An 18699-nucleotide genomic window follows, 5' to 3' on the forward strand; every position below is an offset into this window, starting at 1 on the left:
AGATGTCATCTTCCCGAACATCTTAGCCGATTGGTGATGGCTCGTCCCAGAAGCTGTCGCTAATCGGATAGCTTTCCCGGTAAGCAGAACGCCATGGGCCAGATCATCGAGTTCGAGCAGTGGCGACGGAAGAAGCCACAGGTCGCCCCTGCCATCCCCGAGCCAAGCGGCTGGCCGAGCCTGCCCGCTGCCTACGTCGATTCGGTCTTTCTCCCGACGGTCGCGATGTGGCGCTCGTTCGTCGCGAGCTGTGCCACTTGGTGGCTCGCCCCGATCGGCCTCGAGGTGCGGCCGGTCGACCCGACTCCGCCGGCACAGGACAAGGAGCGTTTGAGCTCGACCCGCTGAAGCGGCGCCTTCAGATCGGGGGCGGTTCGGCTCCCGCCGCCGACACGGCCGTCATGAGCCAGTCCCACGCTTCGCGCTCGGCCTCGCCGGCAGTCTTGGTGATCGCGATCGCGAGATAGCGCAGCTCCCGTTCGATCTTCTCCTTGGGCAACATGCGGAGCCGCGAGACCAGGATCGCAGCCTCCAGCACGGCCGCCTGCGCCCGATTGAAGCCATGAAAGGGCGCATGCACGACCTCGTGCAGCTCCTTGCAGCGAAAGCGCGGCCGCAGCTCGTCCTCGACCACCTCCTCGACCGCGACCTCGCTATGGGCCAGCGCCGCCTCGAGCCGCCAGCCCGCGATGCGCTCGGCCGGCAGCACCGGCCAGTTCCGTTGCCGGCGCGTGACGCAGCCGGCGAAGATCCGCGCATCCGTCGTGTAGTTGACGCAGGCGAACGGATGGCGGCGCAGGTTCGCGAGCGTCGTCGAGGGATGGAACGGGGCGATCACGAGGAAACGACCTTCCTCGATCACGCCCAAAGGCGCGATATGGGCGCTGCCGTCCTCGTTCAGCGTGGTAACGATGCTCTCGCGGATGAACGGCATCAGGGCTTCTCGCATCGCCGGGTTCGTTTGCGCCGCGCCTCCAGCGTGCTGCCGGGTGCGGCGAGATGGAGGCGGTCCGTCGGTGGTGGCGGCACGGCGCAGCCCCAGCGCAGCTCGCTGTCCTGCACGTAGCGCTTGCCGAGCTGGTGCGCGATCTGGGCCCGGGCGAGCTCGACGCCGAGATAGAAGGCGTGGCTGCCATCCTGCTCGACGCCGAGCTTCGGGAACAGGTCGAACGGATCGACCGCGACGTGGTGGCCGTCGCGGTTGTAGATGTGGACGCCGTCTTCTGCGACCTCGATCCGGAAGTTGGGGTCGGCCACCGCGGCCGCGTTCTCGGCGATCTCGGCGGGGCTGTTCGGGAACGGTCGGCGGTCGCGCAGCGCCATGAGGCCGGAATCGTAGCCCTGCGGCAGGCTGCGGTCCTCCCTGGCGGCATAGAGGATGCGCCGGGCGACCTCGGCCTCCTTGACCGCGCGTTGGCAGTGCGGGCTGACCTGCACGACGAGGATGTTGCGTATCGCCAGTTCCGAGACCATGCCCATGAGGATCATGGTGATGCCGGTGGTGTCGGCATCGGTGAGTTCGGTGAGGTTGCCGACCCCCATCAGGATCTCGACCTCGGGCAGCCGCCGCCGCAGTTCGTGGTAGCGCACGATCGAAGCGGTGAAGCCGAAATGGATGGGATCCAGGATCGGGTCGGCGAGGAAGGGCCGGCCTGCTGCCATGAGCCGCTCGCAAGCGCCCACGAGCGCATCGAGGTCGCCGTGGTTCGCCGGGATCAGCACCGGCACGGCCGCCACCTCGAAGGCGAGAGGAAGCGTGCGCTCGGTGAGGCTCAGGAGATAGCTCGCCCCGGCCTCGGCGCCGCGACGAAGCTCCGTGGGATCGCCGGAATCGATGCTGACCACGTAGCCTTCGGCCTTGAGCGCCTGCACGGCCTCCTCGAGATGCGGGAAGGGCGTGCCGGGCAGGCAGCCGAGGTCGATCACGTCGGCCCCCTCGGCGCGCAAATGCGCGGCGCGCGCCAGGATCTGCTCCACCGTCAGGCCCGAGGCCTCGACGATCTCGGCGAAGATCCGGCAGTCGTGGCGGCTGAGATCGCGGCCGGCCCCCTTCCTGCCGAAGAACTGCGGCAGGTCCTTGACCTCGTCCGGCCCGTGGACGACGGGAACGCCCAGTTCCGCGCCGAGCGCCGCGAGATCGCCCTTGCAGCGCCCCGGCACGACGATCCGGCTCGCCTCGCCGATGGGGCCGATGCGGCGGCGGATGATCTCCGGCGTCATCAGCGCCGCCACCTTCACCCCGATGTTGCGGATCTCCCAGGTGAACGGTGTCGGGACCATGGATTCCAGCACCTGCCGGAGCCGCGGCTCGGCCAGGTGGCCGGTGAGGAACAGGATGTGCTCGGCCAAAGGGTTCGCCAGCCTCAGCGCTCGCTCGGATGATCGCCGGGCCGCGTCAGCCGCGGCCGGAAACGGCCTTCGGTTGCGAACTCCAGCACGGTCTCGACCCGCACCAGCCGTCGGTCGATCTGATCGACGGCACGGCCCAAGGCATCGGCCCGGTCGTTAAGGGCACGCAGCCTTTCGTGGATCAGCATCACGGTCTTGAAATTGTCCAAGATCCGCTCGCTCCAGCTCATCGTCGGCCCTCGGCGTGCCCAGGTTGGCGAGAATCCGGTCCAAGTTCGCGATCGTCGCGTCGATTGCAGCCAGAGTCGCGGCGTTGCGCCGCTCGAGTTCGTCCAGAAGGGGCTCGAGCTCGTCGCGCCGGCTCTCGAGCTCGGCCTCCAGCTCCTCGTCGGTGATCGTATCGAGAATGGACCGGCGCACGAACTCGCCGATCGAGATACCGGCCTTGCTGGCGCGCCGGGCCAGCTTCTCCTTTTCCTCGGGCGGCATCAGCACGACGACGCGCGCGGTGGCGGCAGCCATGGCAATCTCCTTACCATGCACATGTCATGATAAGGTGTCACGCGCCGCCGATCAAGGAAACGCCGCCCCGATCTCGGCCAGCCGCGCCATCACCGCCCGCTCCAGCTCTTCCATGCTCTCGACCACGATCGTGGCTTCGAAGCCTCTCAGCTTCTCCGTGTTCTCGAGGTCGATCCGCCGCGGCCACAGGCGCACCATGCCGCCCGGCGCCCTGGTGTCGTGAACCGGCTTCGTGTCGCAGGCATAGACGATCGACGGGATCCGGCATTTGCCGGCCTGCGCCATCACGTTGGTGACGAGCGTGTCCGAGATTCCGGCCACGCATTTCGCCACCGTGTTCGAGGTCGCGGGCGCCACCACGAGCGTGTGGTACCAGCCGTTATAGAACCGGCCGACCGGGGCGGCGCTGGCGGAGGTGTCCTTGATCAGCCGGATCGTCGCGGGGAAGGGAGCGCGGTCTCGCGTGTACATGTAGATCACCTCGGCCGCCGCCTTCGACAGGAAGACGTCCATCTCGCCGATCCGGCGCATGAGCTCCAGGCACTCGACGAAATCGTGCCCCGAGCCGGTCAGCGCCCAGGCCAGCCGCTGCCTCGGCGGGCGCTCCTCGTCCGCATCGTATCCACCCGTCATCCTCGCCTTCCGCCCCGGAACCGGAGAGAGCCGGAAGGTCGTGATCGGCTGCTCGCCTGTCAAGCCGGACGCCGCGATGCGCCGGGGCGAACGGGTGCAGCCGGTGCCATGGACGAGTCGGTCGCGACCGGCTCGTCTCCCGCCACCCTGCGGCCGCCCGGGCTTGCCCGCAGGCATCTCCTAGGATAATATTCCGGATCGTCTCCGGCGCGGCCGGGCGGCGGAAAACGATGGCCTCGCGAATCGAAATGGCACGAACGAATTCGAGAAGATGAACCGTTGCAACGACTAACATAAAAAATGTTGGAGTGGCGTGCAGGCCAACACCGGCCCGCGGGCACCGGCGACCGCTGCGCCGCGAGCCGGTGCCCGCGGGCCGCACGACACCCTCGCCGTTCGCCCGATCACCCTGCGCGGATGCCGGTTTACGAGCCGGCCGTCTCTCGCTTTATTGCCGGGCGCGACGGCTGCGGGACGAGCGATGACGCCAAGAGATCCGGCCTCGATCGAGGTCGAGGAGGTCAGCAAGCGGTTCGGGCACGGCGAGGGCGCCGTTCTGGCCCTGGACCGGGTAAGCCTCACCATCGCCGGCAACGAGTTCTTCACCCTCTTGGGACCCTCCGGCTGTGGCAAGACCACGCTTTTGCGGATGATCGCGGGCTTCGAGGAGCCGAGTGCCGGCACGATCAGGCTGGCCGGGCAGCCGCTCGATCATCTGCCGCCGTTCCGCCGGCCCGTGAACACGGTGTTCCAGAGCTATGCCCTGTTCCCGCATCTGACCGTGGCCGAGAACGTGGCGTTCGGGCTCGAGATGCAGCGCCGGCCGAAGTCCGAGATCGAGGCCGAGGTGAGACGGGCGCTCGCCATGGTCCGCCTCGAAGGCCTCGCCGGCCGCTATCCGCGCCAGCTCTCGGGCGGCCAGCAGCAGCGTGTGGCACTGGCCCGAGCCCTCGCCAACCGGCCGCGCGTGCTGCTCCTCGACGAGCCGCTCTCCGCACTCGACCTCAAGCTCCGGAAGGAGATGCAGCTCGAGCTCAAGCGGCTTCGTGCCGAGACCGGGATCACCTTCATCTTCGTCACCCACGACCAGGAAGAAGCGCTCACCATGTCCGACCGCATCGCGGTCATGGACCATGGCAGGGTGCTCCAGGTCGGCACCCCGGCCGAGATCTACGACCGGCCGCGGACCCGCTTCGTCGCCGACTTCATCGGCGAAACCAACCTGATCGAGGCGGTCTGCACCGGGGCGGGCGAGGGCGGCGGCACGCGGTTCCGGCTCGCAGGCGGCGAGGAGCTGGCGGTGCCGGACACCAACGGCATCGCTCCCGGCACGAAGGCGACGCTCGCGATCCGGCCGGAGCGGATCGAGCTGGTCGACCCGGCGAGCGCCGCGGCGCTCGCGGCCACGGTCGAGGCGGTCGTCTATCTCGGCACCGATACCGTCTACCGTGCCCGGCTCGCGGACGGCACGCCGGTCCAGGCTCGCATCCAGAACCGGAGCGGGCCGACGCTCGATCTGGCACCGGGCGATCCCTTGGGCGTTCGCCTCGTTCCCGAGGCGGTGCGGGTGGTGGCGGAATGACGGCGGCGCGTCACCAACGGGCGTTGCAGCGCCTGCTCCTGATCGGGCCCGCCGTGCTCGCGATCGGCCTGTTCATGCTCGGGCCGCTCCTGCTCATGGCCTATGTCAGCATCCTCGAGCGCGGGCCCAATGGCGGCGTGGTCTGGGGGGCGCACACGCTCGAGCCCTATATCGGCTTCCTGTTCGAGCGCGACCTCGACGACAGCCTCGTCCTCAACACCGACTACCTCCAGATCTTCCTGCGCTCGTTCTGGCTGTCCGGGGCCACCACCGTCCTCTGCCTGCTGGTGGGCTTTCCGACCGCGCTCTACATGGCGCTCCAGCCCGAGCGCCGACGCAATCTCCTGATCTTCCTGGTCACGATCCCGTTCTGGACCAACCTGCTCGTGCGGAACTATGCCTGGATCCTGCTCTTGCGGAACAACGGGCTGATCGACGGAGTCCTGGGTGCTCTGCACCTCACGAGCGGGCCTTTGGGCATGCTCTATACGCCCTTCGCCATCATGGTCGGGCTCACCTACACCTTCCTCCCCTTCATGGTACTGCCGATCTATGCCAGCCTCGAGAAGCTCGATCTGCGCCTGGTCGAGGCGGCGTTCGATCTCGGTGCCGACCGTAAGAGGGCACTTTCCCGCGTGGTCGTGCCGCTGTCGCTGCCCGGCATCGTCGCCGGCTGCATCCTGGTGTTCGTGCCCTGCCTCGGCGCCTACGTGACGCCCGAGCTCTTGGGCGGCTCCAAGGCGATGATGATCGGCAACCTGATCCAAGGCCAGTTCGGCGCGGCGCGCAACTGGCCGTTCGGCGCAGCGCTCGCGTTTGCGCTCCTCGCCATCGTGCTCCTGGCGATGCTGGCCTACCTCTTGCGCTTCCGCCGCGCTCCCGGAGGTGCGTGATGGAGCAGCGCGGGGCCTTGTGGCGCTTCCCCGGCCTGCGGGCGAGTGCCGTGTTCTTCTTCGCCTTCCTTTATCTCCCGATCCTGGTGCTGCTCGCCTATTCCTTCAATGCCAACGAGCAGGCCACGATCTGGACCGGCTTCTCGACCCGCTGGTACGGGATCGTGCTCGGGAACGACGACATCATGCGGGCCTTTCGCAACTCGCTCGTCGTCGCCACCACGGCGACCCTGATCGCCACCGCGCTCGCGACCCTTGCGGCGCTCGGCATGGCGCGGGGCCGGTTCCGGGGCCAGGACATCGTGAGCGGCCTGATCGGGCTGCCGCTCGTGGTGCCCGAGATCGTCACCGCCGTCGCCACCCTCCTGTTCTTCGTGCTCTTGGGCTTCCGGCTCGGGCTTCTCACCGTGATCCTGGCACACACGGTGTTCTGCATTCCCTTCGCCTATCTGCCGATCCGGGCGCGGCTCGAAGGGATGGACCCCGTGCTGCAGGAAGCCGCGGCCGACCTCTATGCCGGTCCGTGGGCGACGTTCCGCCGTGTCACCCTGCCGCTTCTGTGGCCCGGCATCCTGAGCGGGGCGATGCTCGCCTTCATCATCTCGCTCGACGACTTCGTCATCACCTACTTCGTCGCCGGTGCTGGCAGCACGACGCTCCCGATCTACATCTTCGGCATGATCCGTATCGGCATCACGCCCGAGGTCAACGCCGTCTCGGCCCTGATGCTGATCGTCTCGATCGTCTTCGTCTCGCTCTCCTGGCTGGTCGGGCGCCTGCGGCGCTGACCTCGCGGCCGGCCTCCCGCTGGGCTTCTCCATGGTGGCGCACGTGGTTCGTCTACTTTCTCCTGCCGACGGGCATCGGCAGGAGAAAGTGGAGGCGACGTCAGGGGGGAGAGGGCCCGAGAACGGTTTCGCTTCCCGACAGCGCCGCTAAGATCGCTCATGCAAGAAAGCCATCTCTATCGGGGATCGGGAAGGGGAACAGGATGCGCAGTCCGAAACTGATCGTCTCGGCGCTGGCCCTCGTGGTCGGCGCTTCGAGTGCCGCTCATGCGGGTGGCGAGCTCTATTTCTACAACTGGTCGAACTACTTTCCGCCGAAGCTCATCGAGAAGTTCGAGAAGGAAACCGGGATCGACGTCACCCTCGACGTCTACGACAGCAACGAGACCCTGCTCGCCAAGCTGCAGGCGGGGGCTGCGGGTTACGACGTCGTGGTGCCGTCGGACTACATGGTGAAGATCATGAAGGACGCGGGCATGCTGGAGAAGATCGACGTCGCCTCCATGCCCAACTTCAAAAACGTGGCCGCGGCTTTCGCCGACCCGCCGTTCGATCCCGGCCGCGCCTACTCCGCACCTTATCTCTGGGGCACGACCGGCTTCACCTACGACAGCGCCCGTGTGCCCAACGGCCGGCTGGAGGAGAGCTGGAAGAGCTTCTTCGAGCCGCCGGCCGAGCTGAAGGGCCAGGTCGCCGCTCTCAACGACGAGGTCGAGCTCTGGAACGCCGCCTCCTACTATCTCGGCATCGACAAGTGCACCGAGGACTCGAAAGACGCGCAGAAGATCCTGAGCGTGCTCGAGAAGCAGAAGCCGATGCTGGCCATGTACCAGTCGGACGGCACGATCGAGCGCATGATCGCGAAGGAGGTGATCGTGCACATGCAGTGGAACGGCGCTTCGCATCGCACCAGGGAGAAGCTGCCGACTGCCGTCTACGTCTATCCCAAGGAAGGGATCGGCCTGTTCCAGGACAATTTCGTGATACCGAAGGGAGCGAAGAACGTCGAGAACGCCAAGATCTTCATCAACTGGATGATGGCGCCCGAGAACATCGCCGAGGCCACCAACTTCGCGGGCTACATGAACGCAATCAACGGGTCGGAGCAGTTCATGGACGCGTCCCTGCGCGACGATCCGGCCGTCAACATGCCGGCCGACAAGATCGGTCTCCTGCGGCCCAGCAAGGAGTGCAGCACGAAGTCGCGCGAGCTGCGCGACAAGGTGTGGACGCGGCTCAAGAAGTAGCCGGCGGCGAGCCATGCGCAAGGCGCCGGTAGCGCCGACACCCGAGCGCCTGCACGCACGCGCCTTGCGCTATCTCGAGCGCTTCGCCACCACGAGCGCCCATCTGCGCCGCGTGCTCCTGCGGCGCGCCCTGCGGGATGCCGAGCTCCTGGAGCTCGATCCCGTGGCGGTCCGGCGCGACGTGGAGGCGGTGGTGGCGCGGGTGACGGCGGCCGGGCTGATCGACGACCGGCTGTTCGCCGCGAGCCGGGCACGCCGCCTCGCCGAGACCGGCCGCTCGCCCGCCCGCATCCGGCTGGCGCTCCTCGAGAAGGGGCTCGATGCCGAGGCGGTCGCGGCTGCCATGAGCGAGCTCGCGGAGGAGAAGGGCGATCCCGAGCTCGCCGCCGCGATCGCCTATGCCAGGAAGCGGCGGCTCGGACCGTGGCGGCCGGCCGAGGAGCGCGAGGCCCACGCCGCCAGGGATCTCGCGGCCCTCGCCCGCGCCGGCTTCGCCTATCGGGTGGCGCGCCGGATCATGGAGGCGTCGGACCCGGCGGAGCTGAAGGAGGCATCGTGAGCCGGGAGGACCCGGCAGGCCGGTCCCAGCCCGGCGAGGGTGAGAGCGGCAGGCAGCCGGTCGCGGTGGGCCAGCAGCACCGTTCCGGCGAAATCCTGCACGAAGCCGGGGAAGGCCGGATCGAGCAGCCCTGCTGCCGCCAGCGCCTCCGGCGCGTGCGATCCTGCCGGCGTTTCCGCCGACTTCACCAGCACCAGCGCCGTCGCACCGAGGCGCACGGCGAGCCAGCAGGCGAGGCTGTCCGAGGTGACGTCCCAGCTCGCCGGAAGGGTCGCATCACGTCCGGCGAGGCGCCAGGGCAGCCAGACTGCGGCCCGTGCGGCGAGGAGTTCCGCTTCGGTCTCGGCGAGGTCGAGGCGGGGCTCCAGCGCCTGCAGATGCAGCCCGTACTGCTGCATGGCGAGGATCGCCATGCGGTGCGCGGGCAGATCGCCGAAGCCCAGCCGTGGCTGCAGCTCGCGCACGGCATCGGCGAACGGGCCGCCGCCCGGCACCACCACGCGGGGCGGCCCCGGCAGCTCGACGAGCCGGCAGAGCCAGGCCTGCAGGGAAGGCGCATCGTGTAGGCTGCCGCCGAGCTTGACGACCCACATCGCGAGACCCCAGAACTCCCGACCTCACCTTCGGGACACGCAGCCCATGTCGCACCGTCTCGTCAAGCTTCTCGGCCAGGAGGCGCCCTGGCTCATGGGTGTGCTCAACGTCACGCCGGACTCGTTCACCGATGGCGGACGCTATCTCGACACCCCGGCCGCGCTCGCGCACGCGCGCGCCCTTCTCGCCGATGGTGCTCACATCCTCGATATCGGCGGCGAATCCACCGCACCCGGCACGCGGCCGATCACCAGCGAGGAGGAGCTGGCGCGGATCGAACCCGTGGTGCGGGCACTGGCCGCCGAGGCCGTCCTTTCCATCGACACCTACCATGCGGCCACGGCCGCGCGCTGCGTGGAGCTGGGGGCGCGGATCGTCAACGACGTCTCGGCGCTGCGGGCCGATCCCGAGATGGCGGCGGTCGTGCGCGACCTCGGGCCGGTGGTGGTGCTGATGCACGCGAAGGACGGGCCGCTGCCGCACGCGACCGATCGGCCGGTGCATTACCGGGACGTCGTGCGCGAGGTCGGCGACTGGCTCGCGGCCCGGGTCGATGCGGCGCTCGCCGCGGGGATCGATACGGATCAAATCGTGCTCGATCCGGGCTGGGGCAAATTCCTGAGCCTCGATCCCGCCGACAGCTGGGAACTTCTGGCCCGGTTCGAGGAGCTCGCGGCCCGCTTCCGGCCGATCCCGGTGCTCGTCGCGATCTCGCGAAAGGGCTTCTTCGGCGTGCCGATGGCCGACCGCGATCCGCTCTCGCAGCTCACGAGCCTCGTGGCGGTACAGAAAGGTGCTGCCCTCATCCGCACCCATCACGTCAGAATGGCGGCACAGTTCCTCGATGCTGCCCGACGGATGCGGCTCGACCTGCCGGCGGCCCGGGTCTACGGCTAAGCGCCCCTGAGGGCCGTCAGAAGCTCCTTCGCGGTGCGGCCGAGCTCGGGATGGCGCCAGTCCGGCCAGACCTCGCAGAACGGCGCCAGCACGAAGTCGCGCTTGTGCATCTCGGGGTGGGGCAGGCGCAGGTCCGGCGCGTCCACGACGAGATCCTCGACCGCGATCAGGTCGAGATCGATCAGGCGCGGCCGCCAGCGTGCGGTCTCCTTGCTGCGGTCGCGGCCGAGGCGCGCCTCGATGGCGTGGAGCCGCCGCAGGATCTCGGGGGCGGCGAGGCCGGTGCGGACCAGGACGGCGCCGTTCAGGAAGTCCGGGTAGGACCTGGCCGGGTCGTCGGGATGGATCAGGGCCGGGGTCTCGAGCCAGCGGGAGCGGGCCACGACCGTGCCGATCTCGGCAGCGATCAGCGCCACCGCCCGCTCGAGCGTGGCCTGCCGGTCGCCGAGATTGGCGCCGAGCGCCACGACGGCGTGGCGGGTGGCCTCTTCCTTGGCCCGGTGATGTGTGGATGTGCTCATGCCGACGGCTTAGCGGCCATGCGGCCGCAGCGCAATCCGCCCCTCCGGCAGCCGCGGCCAAGCATCCTGCACCCGAGGTCAGCCGGCGTTGGCCTTCCTGGTGCCACGGCGGCCGCGTGCCTGAACTTGCACCGACAGGCTGGCCCGAGTCGACGCGGTGCGCTTGTCACGCTTCGCCGCAGCGGCCTGCTTCTCGACCGCCGGCTCCTCTGCAGGCGTCTCCTGCGCTGCCGTGAGCTCGACCGCCGGAGCCGATGCCGTCGGCGCCGGCTGGACGGCCTTCTCCTCGTCCACCTCCGGCTTGCTCGCTGCGCCGGCCTGCACCGGCTTTTTCGCGCGGAGCATGATACCGTCGCTGGTCGGCACGAGCTCGAGCTCGTCGCCGGTGGTGAGGTGGAAGCGGCGACGCACCGAGGCTGGGAGCGCGATCCAGCCATCGTAATGCACCTTGACTCGGGTCATCGGAAAAGGCCCCGAAGCGATGTTATAGATTGGCTCATGTTGCGCAGGATCGGTATCACGAGCAAGGACGAATTGAGAAGTCGACTTGCTCGTTCGACGTTTTCCGCGCTGTCGACTCGATTTGGACACTACCGACTGCTGTGCGTTCCGGCAGTCGGATATCGTCCAGGCAGGCCGATGGCTGTTCGGACCGGACCGTCGATCTTTGGGCAAAGTATCCATACGATCGCAGCCTGCTCGGTGATTGGCAGCGGCGTGAGCGGGAAGCATGCCTCCGGTCGAGCGGTCGATGCCATGCCCGCGACGCTGTGAGCAGCGGCCGGTCCTGGTACGCGAAATCCGAATCGCGACCGTTGCGGCGGGCATTTCGACGATGGACGTGCGATGCCGCTCTTGCCTCGGACGTCCTGCCCCGAGCAGCGTACGGCGAAGAGCGCATCCGGATCGACGCCGACCGTTGGCGGCCGGAGTCCGTGCCACGCACCCGTTCGGCGGACAGGTGCGCGGATGGCGGCCGGGCTCAGCGCCCGAGACGCGCCTGCTGTGTGCAGGCGAACAGGAGATCGAGGACGTGGGCGTAAATCTCCACGATCTCGACGCCGCCCAAGGCCAGGGCAGCGAACAAGGTGAACGGGTCCATGGGCGTATCCTCCGATGGCATGGGCGGGGCCGCTCAGCCGACGATGTGATAGCCGCTGTCGACGTAGTGCAGCGAGCCCGTGAGGTGCTTGCCGGCGTCGCTCACCAGGAACGCCGTCGAGTTGCCGACGTCCTCGATGTCGACGAGCTGGTGCAGGGGCGCTCTGGCCTCGGCCTGGGCGAGGAGGTCGTCGAAGTGCGCGATGCCCGAGGCCGCGCGGGTCCTGAGGGGCCCTGGCGAGACCGCGTGCACGCGAATGCCCTTGGGACCCAGCTCGGCGGCGAGATAGCGGGAAACGCTCTCGAGTGCTGCCTTCACCGGCCCCATGACGTTGTAGTTCGGCACCACCATGTCGGCGCCGAGATAGGAGTAGGTGACGAGGCAGCCGCCGCCGGTCATCAGCGGCTCGGCCAGATGCGCCATGCGGATGAAGGACCAGCAGGAGAGCTCCATGGCCTCGAGGAAGCCGGCCTTGGTCACGTCGATGACCCGGCTCTTGATCTCGCTCGCGAAGGCGATCGAGTGGACCAGGAAGTCGAGCTTGCCCCAGCGGGTGGCGATGGCCTCGAACACGGCCTCGAGCTCGCCCTCGTGGCGGAGATCGAGCGGCATCAGGAGCTCGGCCCCGACCGCCGCGGCCAGAGGCTCGACATGGGGCTTCGCCTTCTCGTTCAGGTAGGTGACGGCGAGCTCGGCACCCAGCGAGCGGCAGACCTTGGCCGCACCCCAGGCGATCGAGCGATCGTTGGCGATGCCGGTGATCAGACCCTTCTTGCCCTCGAGCGAGAAGGGCAGAGGCACCTTTGCGGCACTCTCGGTGGGAGCGGAGGCGAATTCGGTGTTGTCGGCGTACATGGGAGCTGTCCCGAGAGAGGAGAAGGTCGTCGGGCCACCGCCGGCAGGCGCTGCCGGCGGTGCAGGAGGTCCTGGCAGTGGCGGGCGATCATGCGCTCCTCGTCGGTCGGTACGACGTAGGCGGCGACCCTGGCATGGGCGAGCCGATGCGCCGCTCGCCCCTCGCGTTGGCGTCGTGGTCGATCTCGAGGCCGAGTCGGAGCAGACGGTTGCAGACGCGCGCCCGGATGGGGGCGCTGTGCTCGCCGATGCCGGCCGCGAACACGAGCGCCTCGTCCGCGCCGGCAGTGAAGAGCTGGAACTTGACACACGGCGAGCCGGCATGGAGGACGAGGATGGAGTCGGACATGGCATGGATGCCTTGTCGGGCCGGATCACCAGCCGATGAACACGCCCACCTCGCCCGGCAGCCCCTCGGGCCAGGTGACGATCTGGGCGCGGATGGAAAAGCCCTTGGGGGCCAGGCAGCGGACATAATAGGCGTGCACCTCGGCGGCGAAGCCCACGAGGGTCTCGTGCCAGTCGGGCTCGAAGCAGTTGATCGCCCGGCCACGGTCGGTCGTCCAGGCGCTCGGAAACCGCAGCACCTGGCATTCGCTGCGGCCGAGGGCGATGGCGTTCTCGACCAGCTGCACGAACCGCTCGATGTCCTGACCAGCGAGGCGGCGGTTCAGGAACCGCCGCCGGCGCTGATCGTCCTCGGCAGGGCCATTCCCGTTCTGTCGGGCGATCCGGATCAGCTCGCGCCGCCGGCGCTCGGTCCGCTCGCGCAGCTCCTGCGCGGTGAACGGTGTCTCGGGCGGGATCTCGGTTTCGGTGCGCATCTTCAGCCTCGATCGGCTGGAGAAGAGGGCTGCCCTCGGGGAGCCGCCCTTCTCGGGAAGCCTCGTCAGGCGGCCTTGAGCGTGGCGGGAGCCGCCCCGGGTTCCGCTGCGATCACCGCAGCGTAGAGGGCCGCCACCGCCGCCGAGGCGAGGCGGGTGCGCACCGTGTCGGCCCGGCTGGTCAGAACGATCGGGACGGCAGCACCCAGCACGATACCCGCCGCCTCCGCGCCGGCGAGGAAGGAGAGATTCTTGGCGAGCATGTTGCCCGCCTCGAGGTCGGGTACCAGCAGGATGTCGGCCTGACCCGCGACCGGGCCCTCGATGTGCTTGATCCGCGCCGCCTCGAGCGAGATGGCGTTGTCGAGCGCCAAGGGCCCGTCGAGGAGCCCGCCCGTGATCTGGCCGCGCTCGGCCATCTTGCAGAGCGCCGCCGCCTCGAGCGTGGTCGGGATCTTGGGGGTGACGGTCTCCACCGCCGAGAGGATCGCCACCTTGGGCGTGCCGAGCCCGAGGCCGCGGAACAGGTCGATCGCGTTCTGGACGATGTCGGCCTTGGTCTCGAGGTCCGGCACGATGTTGACGGCCGCATCGGTGACGAACAGCGGCTTCGGGTAGGAGGGGACGTCCATGAGGAAGACGTGGCTGATGCGCCGGCCCGTCCTGAGGCCGGTCTCGCGCGCCGTCACCTCGTGCAGGAGCTCGTCCGAGTGCAGGCTGCCCTTCATGAGGAGCTGGACGGCGCCACGGCGGGCGAGCTCCACGGCCCTGGCCGCGGCGGCGTGGCTGTGCGGCGCTTCGACGAGGCGGCAGCCTGCGAGATCGAGGCCGAGCCGGTGGGCCAGGGTCTCGATCTTCTCGACCGGGCCGACGAGAACCGGCTCGATGATGCCGGCATCGCGCGCTTCCAAGGCACCCCGAAGCGAGGTCTCGTCGCAAGGATGCGCCACGGCAGTGGGGATCCGGCTGCCGGCCTGGGCGCGCGCGACGAAGCCCTCGTGCACGCCGTGGCTGCGGCGCAGGATGACCTGGGGCAGCTCGACCGGCTCGCGGCGCACCTTGTCCTTGGGCGCCATCACCTCGGCCTCGCCGGTCACGACGACAGTGCCATCCGTCTTCGCGACCGTGCAGTCGAACAGGACGACGCGGCGCTCGCGCTTCTCCTTGACCGTGAGCGTCACCACGACCGTGTCGCCGATCATGACGGGCGCGGTGAAGCGGAGACTCTGGCCGAGATGGATCGTGCCCGGTCCCGGCAGGCGCGTGCCGAGCACGGTCGAGATCAGCCCGCCCGAGAGCATGCCGTGCGCGATGCGCTTGCCGAAGCGGGTCGAGGCGGCATAAGCCTCGTCGAGATGGGCGGGATTCACGTCGCCGGAGAGATGGGCGAACAGCTCGACATCGTTCTGGCTCACGGTGTGCCGGATCGCGACCCGATCGCCGATCACGAGCTCGTCGTAGGTCCGGTTCTCGATCACGGGGCGGCTCATGCGGCCTGCCTTTCGTCTTGAGGCGTCGGGCGCCGTGACCCGGCACCTGTCGTTGTCCCACGCAGTTCCGAGCGGGGCCGATGCCGGCGCGGCGCCTGCCTCGCTCCGCCCTGTTGCATCGCACAATCCAGCCGAGCCCGACAGATAAATAGAAAAAACTGCGGCGCACTGTCGCTCATAAGTTGAACCACGGCACGCACCCGACCCTGCATGCACCAGGCTCCTCTAAAGAGTCGTTGCCGATCCGATGGCCGACGGCCCCTTGCTCTGTCGGAAGGTTCGGGCCGGAAACGAGAAAGCCGCAGCAGGCTGCTGCCGGCGGCTCGGCCAGCCACAGCCGAAGGGCTGCGGGCCTCGGCCTCCTCGGGTTTCCGCGCGGCGGTCCTCGGCAGAGACGGATGCCCTCAGGCGTTCTCTCGTGTGTGCAAGGTGAATGGCACCTCGGCCGCTGCGGGAGGCCAGTCGAGGCAGCCTAGGCGGTGCAGCAGGATCTCGACCGCACGGCGCGCCTGGAGCTCGAAGGCCTGGTCGATCGCGATGGTCAGCACGCCCTCGCGCAGGAGCTCGGCGTTCTCGGGCGACAGCTCGTGGCCGATATAGACGAGCTCGCCCGGCTGCCTCCAGCGCCGCAGCACCGCAGCCACCGCGGCGACCGCTCCTCCCGTGTTGTAGAGCGCCACCACGCCCGGATGGTCGGCGAGCGCCTTCTTGACCAGGCGCGCGGCGCGGTCGTCCTCGTCGTGGCTCTCGAGCACGGCCGCTATCGGCATCTCGGGCGCCTCACGCGCGAGGCCGGTGCGGAAGCCCTCGATGCGATCGAGATGGGCGCGAAAGCCGGTGCTGTTGGTCAGGACGAGGACCGGACCCTGCCGGCGGGAGAGGCGGGCGGCGAGAAAGCCGGCCGTGCGGCCCGCCTTCACATTGTCGATTCCGACATAGGCGAGCCGGCCCCGCGCGCGCGCCAGGTCCGTCACCATGCTGACGACGGGGCGGCCGGAGGCAGCAAGCTCGTCGACGGCGGCCGCGACATCGGGGTGATCCTCGCCGTAGAGGATGACGGCATCGGCCATCGAGCCACGCAGCCGGGCGGCGACCGCCGCGGGCTCGGCGTCGGCCAGGATGGTGCGCTGGAGGATCACCGCGCGGTCGAGCGTCGCCGCGATCGTGTTGAAGCCCCGGGTGAGGCGGAGCAGGAAGGGAGGATCGGGCTTCGCCAGGAGTGCCTCGATCCGGATCCGGCGGACGTAGGGGCGCGGCAGGACGCGCTTGAGATCGAGCTGACGGGCGGCCTCGATGACCCGGCGCGCGGTCGCCGGCGAGACGTTGCCGCGCTCGTTCAGCACGCGATCGACGGTGGCGATGCCGACCCCGGCCAGCCGCGCCACGTCCTGAAGCCCTGCCTTGTTCCGGCCATTCGGCATCGTCGCTCCCCCACGGCCTTCCCGGCACGAACCGAGCACACGGCTCGCAGCAGCGCCGTCGTGTGCTCATGCCGGCTTTCTCGCCATCGGTGGCGCTGCACGCCTACGATAGCCGACCACGACCGGCAGAGCCCAGCGGATCGGGCCGGGTCGGCCGGAAGCGGGCCCTTCGGGCCGGCATCGGGATCGCGCGGATGAACCTGCCCGGGTCCGTGATCCACTGAGCCGGTCACGGATCCGTCGACGATGATGGAATCACATCAGCATGGCTGTTCGAAACACGGTCCATCCAGTCTATTCTCGCGGCAACCATTGGAGCGAAGGTTCTCTCCAACAGATCAGGGGGTAGCTGGATGAAGCGCTTGCTCATGAGCGGCGTCGCCGCGATCGGTATCGCCATGATGGCCGGCTCGGCCACGGCCGCCACCAGCATCGGCGTGACGATGGCGAGCTTCGACGACAACTTCCTCACCACGCTGCGCCAGGCCATCGCCGCCGAAGCTCAGGCGAAGGGCGACGTCCAGATCCAGTTCGAGGACGCCCAGACCGACATCGGTCGCCAGATCAATCAGGTGCAGAACTTCATCGCCCAGGGCGTCGACGCCATCATCGTCAACCCGGCCGACACGGCGGCGACCAGCCAGATCACCAAGATGGTCTCGGCTGCCGGCATCCCGCTGGTCTACGTCAATCGTGGCCCGGACCAGAAGAAGCTGCCCGAGAAGGTCGTGGTGGTGGTCTCCGACCACACCGTCTCCGGTCGCATGGAGATGGAAGAGATCGCCAAGTGCATGGGCGGCAAGGGCAACGTCGCCATCATGCTGGGCGAGCTCGCGAGCAACGCGACCCAGGAGCGGACGGCCGGCAACAAGGAGATCATCGCCAAGTACCCGGACATCAAGGTGGTGGCCGAGCAGACGGCCAACTACCAGCGCAATCAGGCGATCGATCTCATGAACAACTGGCTCTCGAGCGGCCAGAAGATCGATGCCGTGGTGGCCAACAACGACGAGATGGCGATCGGGGCCATCATCGCCCTGCAGCAGGCCGGTGTGTCCATGGACAAGGTCTGTGTGGGCGGCATCGACGCCACCAAGGACGCGCTCGACCAGATGCAGAAGGGCAACCTCGACGCCACGGTGTTCCAGGATGCCAAGGGCCAAGGCAGAGCGGCGGTCGATGCGGCGCTGAAGCTCGTCGAGGGCGGGAAGGTCGATACCTACGTCATGGTGCCCTACGAGAAGGTCACCCCCGAGAACTACAAGAGCTATCTCGACCGCTGAACCAGCCGATGTCGGCCGGCTCCGCCGGGCGCCACCGGCTTGCCGCCCTTGCACGGCGAGTCTCCCGCCGGTGCTGAACGAAGCGATCAGGAGAAGCCGATGAGCCAGCCCCTGCGGTTCGCGCTCAACCACATCACCTCCCCGCAGCTGCGATTCGCGCAGTTCCTCGACCTGACGCAGGAGCTCGGCGTGCGCTCCGTCGAGATCCGCAACGACCTTCCCGGGGTCGAGATCCAGGACGGCACGCCGGCCGCCGAGATCCGCAGGCAGGCCGAAGCGCGCGGCGTCGAGATCCTCTCGATCAACGCGCTTTATCCGTTCGACGTCTGGAACGCCGAGCGTGCTGCGAAGGCCGAGGAGCTCGCCGCCTACGCCGCCGCCTGCGGCGCACGCGGGCTCGTGCTCTGCCCGCTCAACTCGACCGAGGACAAGCGCAGCGCCGAGCAGCGTGCCCGAGGCTTGCGCGAGGCGCTGACCGGTCTGATGCCGATCCTGCAGAAGCATGGGCTCACCGGCCTGGTCGAGCCGCTCGGGTTTCCCGAGAGCGCCCTGCGACTCAAGCGCGTCGCCGTCGCTGCCATCGACGAGGTGGGTGGTGCGTCGGTGTTCGAGCTCGTCCATGACACCTTCCACCACTACCTCGCCGATGAGCGCGAGTTCTTCCCCGAGCGTACCGGGCTCGTGCACATCTCGGGCGTGGAGGACAGCACGCTGCCGAAGGCGGCGATCAAGGACGCGCACCGTGTCCTGATCGGGCCCGCGGACCTCATGGACAATGTCGGCCAGATCCGCACCCTGCTGCAGCAGGGCTACCAGGGCCCGTTCTCGTTCGAGCCGTTCTCCGAGCAGGTGCACCGGCTGAGCGACCAGGCCGGCGCGCTGCGCAGCAGCATGGCGTTCGTCGCGCAAGGGCTCGAGCGCTGAAGCCGTAAGAGGGATATCGTCATGCCCAGCGCCACCGCCAGCACCGAGGCGAGCCGCCCGGCGGGGACACCGCTGCCGGCCTCCTATCTCGAGGCGGAGGGGATCACCAAGCGCTATCCCGGGGTGGTGGCGCTGGACGGGGTTCAGCTCGAGATCCGCCCCGGCACCGTCCACGCCCTCATGGGCGAGAACGGCGCCGGCAAGTCGACGCTGAT

23 protein-coding genes are annotated in these 18699 nt (G+C 68.6%); 10 read left to right on the forward strand and 13 right to left on the reverse strand.

The genetic code is table 11. The annotated features are described in order from the left end of the window. The first annotated feature begins 93 nt into the window (after window positions 1–93). The gene (locus U1T56_RS08455; protein WP_418159012.1) at window positions 94–348 is read left to right on the forward strand and encodes a hypothetical protein; all 255 of its coding nucleotides are present in this window, start codon (window positions 94–96) and stop codon (window positions 346–348) included. Between the two features lie 10 nt (window positions 349–358). Here U1T56_RS08455 and U1T56_RS08460 read toward each other — a convergent pair whose 3' ends face one another. The 5 genes from U1T56_RS08460 to U1T56_RS08480 are packed head-to-tail and all read right to left on the reverse strand — an operon-like array spanning window position 359 to window position 3504. Further along, complete coding sequence (locus U1T56_RS08460; protein ID WP_418159013.1) at window positions 359–949, reverse strand: DUF447 domain-containing protein; 591 nt, start codon at window positions 947–949, stop codon at window positions 359–361. Further along, on the reverse strand, window positions 934–2349 hold the full coding sequence (locus U1T56_RS08465; protein WP_418159014.1) for a DUF6513 domain-containing protein: 1416 nt from the start codon (window positions 2347–2349) through the stop codon (window positions 934–936). The genes U1T56_RS08460 and U1T56_RS08465 overlap by 16 nt, the downstream gene beginning before the upstream one ends. A gap of 14 nt (window positions 2350–2363) precedes the next feature. After that, window positions 2364–2558, reverse strand: coding sequence for a hypothetical protein (locus U1T56_RS08470; protein WP_418159015.1), 195 nt, complete (start codon window positions 2556–2558; stop codon window positions 2364–2366). Further along, entirely contained in the window at window positions 2506–2871 is a 366-nt protein-coding gene (locus U1T56_RS08475) for a plasmid mobilization protein (RefSeq protein WP_418159016.1), read from the reverse strand. The genes U1T56_RS08470 and U1T56_RS08475 overlap by 53 nt, the downstream gene beginning before the upstream one ends. A 51-nt stretch (window positions 2872–2922) precedes the next feature. Further along, window positions 2923–3504 carry a flavoprotein gene (locus U1T56_RS08480; protein ID WP_418159017.1) on the reverse strand — a complete coding sequence of 194 codons (582 nt, stop codon included), beginning with the start codon at window positions 3502–3504 and terminating at the stop codon, window positions 2923–2925. Between the two features lie 481 nt (window positions 3505–3985). Here U1T56_RS08480 and U1T56_RS08485 point away from each other — a divergent pair, with 481 nt between their 5' ends. The 5 genes from U1T56_RS08485 to U1T56_RS08505 all read left to right on the forward strand — a co-directional run bounded on the left by U1T56_RS08485 (window position 3986) and on the right by U1T56_RS08505 (window position 8573). Further along, the gene (locus U1T56_RS08485; RefSeq protein WP_418159018.1) at window positions 3986–5086 is read left to right on the forward strand and encodes an ABC transporter ATP-binding protein; all 1101 of its coding nucleotides are present in this window, start codon (window positions 3986–3988) and stop codon (window positions 5084–5086) included. Further along, a complete protein-coding gene (locus U1T56_RS08490; RefSeq protein WP_418159019.1) occupies window positions 5083–5979 on the forward strand; it encodes an ABC transporter permease in 897 nt (298 codons plus the stop codon). Before U1T56_RS08485 ends, U1T56_RS08490 begins: the two co-directional genes overlap by 4 nt. Continuing rightward, window positions 5979–6767, forward strand: a complete 789-nt coding sequence (locus U1T56_RS08495) for an ABC transporter permease (protein WP_418159020.1) — start codon at window positions 5979–5981, stop codon at window positions 6765–6767. Before U1T56_RS08490 ends, U1T56_RS08495 begins: the two co-directional genes overlap by 1 nt. Before the next feature lie 203 nt (window positions 6768–6970). After that, window positions 6971–8014 (forward strand): extracellular solute-binding protein, encoded by a 1044-nt coding sequence (locus U1T56_RS08500; RefSeq protein WP_418159021.1) that lies wholly within the window; start codon window positions 6971–6973, stop codon window positions 8012–8014. A gap of 13 nt (window positions 8015–8027) precedes the next feature. Then, the gene (locus U1T56_RS08505) at window positions 8028–8573 is read left to right on the forward strand and encodes a regulatory protein RecX (protein ID WP_418159022.1); all 546 of its coding nucleotides are present in this window, start codon (window positions 8028–8030) and stop codon (window positions 8571–8573) included. On the opposite strand, the gene U1T56_RS08510 is transcribed toward U1T56_RS08505, so the two are convergent. Then, window positions 8510–9166 (reverse strand): amino acid kinase family protein, encoded by a 657-nt coding sequence (locus U1T56_RS08510; protein ID WP_418159023.1) that lies wholly within the window; start codon window positions 9164–9166, stop codon window positions 8510–8512. The two genes, U1T56_RS08505 and U1T56_RS08510, sit on opposite strands and share 64 nt — an antisense overlap. Window positions 9167–9212: 46 nt before the next feature. Here U1T56_RS08510 and folP point away from each other — a divergent pair, with 46 nt between their 5' ends. Then, the gene (folP, locus tag U1T56_RS08515) at window positions 9213–10064 is read left to right on the forward strand and encodes a dihydropteroate synthase (RefSeq protein WP_418159024.1); all 852 of its coding nucleotides are present in this window, start codon (window positions 9213–9215) and stop codon (window positions 10062–10064) included. On the opposite strand, the gene folK is transcribed toward folP, so the two are convergent. The 7 genes from folK to U1T56_RS08550 all read right to left on the reverse strand — a co-directional run bounded on the left by folK (window position 10061) and on the right by U1T56_RS08550 (window position 16277). Beyond that, window positions 10061–10585 (reverse strand): 2-amino-4-hydroxy-6-hydroxymethyldihydropteridine diphosphokinase, encoded by a 525-nt coding sequence (folK, locus tag U1T56_RS08520; protein ID WP_418159025.1) that lies wholly within the window; start codon window positions 10583–10585, stop codon window positions 10061–10063. The genes folP and folK overlap by 4 nt on opposite strands. Before the next feature lie 78 nt (window positions 10586–10663). Continuing rightward, window positions 10664–11176: an AbrB/MazE/SpoVT family DNA-binding domain-containing protein gene (locus U1T56_RS08525; protein WP_418159026.1), complete on the reverse strand. Its 513-nt coding sequence runs from the start codon at window positions 11174–11176 to the stop codon at window positions 10664–10666. Between the two features lie 544 nt (window positions 11177–11720). After that, the gene (gene fabI, locus U1T56_RS08530) at window positions 11721–12542 is read right to left on the reverse strand and encodes an enoyl-ACP reductase FabI (RefSeq protein WP_418159027.1); all 822 of its coding nucleotides are present in this window, start codon (window positions 12540–12542) and stop codon (window positions 11721–11723) included. Between the two features lie 88 nt (window positions 12543–12630). After that, window positions 12631–12891 (reverse strand): hypothetical protein, encoded by a 261-nt coding sequence (locus U1T56_RS08535; protein WP_418159028.1) that lies wholly within the window; start codon window positions 12889–12891, stop codon window positions 12631–12633. Window positions 12892–12916: 25 nt separating this feature from the next. Continuing rightward, the gene (locus U1T56_RS08540; RefSeq protein ID WP_418159029.1) at window positions 12917–13366 is read right to left on the reverse strand and encodes a hypothetical protein; all 450 of its coding nucleotides are present in this window, start codon (window positions 13364–13366) and stop codon (window positions 12917–12919) included. Between the two features lie 65 nt (window positions 13367–13431). Then, a complete protein-coding gene (locus U1T56_RS08545) occupies window positions 13432–14856 on the reverse strand; it encodes a bifunctional enoyl-CoA hydratase/phosphate acetyltransferase (protein WP_418159030.1) in 1425 nt (474 codons plus the stop codon). Between the two features lie 404 nt (window positions 14857–15260). Beyond that, window positions 15261–16277 carry a LacI family DNA-binding transcriptional regulator gene (locus U1T56_RS08550; protein WP_418159031.1) on the reverse strand — a complete coding sequence of 339 codons (1017 nt, stop codon included), beginning with the start codon at window positions 16275–16277 and terminating at the stop codon, window positions 15261–15263. Window positions 16278–16630: 353 nt separating this feature from the next. Here U1T56_RS08550 and U1T56_RS08555 point away from each other — a divergent pair, with 353 nt between their 5' ends. From U1T56_RS08555 to U1T56_RS08565, 3 genes are all read left to right on the forward strand, one after another. Next, a complete protein-coding gene (locus U1T56_RS08555; RefSeq protein WP_418159032.1) occupies window positions 16631–17560 on the forward strand; it encodes a sugar ABC transporter substrate-binding protein in 930 nt (309 codons plus the stop codon). 99 nt (window positions 17561–17659) lie between these two features. Beyond that, a complete protein-coding gene (locus U1T56_RS08560) occupies window positions 17660–18484 on the forward strand; it encodes a TIM barrel protein (protein ID WP_418159033.1) in 825 nt (274 codons plus the stop codon). 21 nt (window positions 18485–18505) lie between these two features. Next, window positions 18506–18699, forward strand: a 194-nt coding sequence (locus U1T56_RS08565) for an ATP-binding cassette domain-containing protein (RefSeq protein ID WP_418159034.1), incomplete at its 3' end; no start/stop codon positions are given.

The sequence above is a fragment of the Benzoatithermus flavus genome, from assembly GCF_037908215.1.
Lineage (GTDB): Bacteria > Pseudomonadota > Alphaproteobacteria > Geminicoccales > Geminicoccaceae > Benzoatithermus > Benzoatithermus flavus.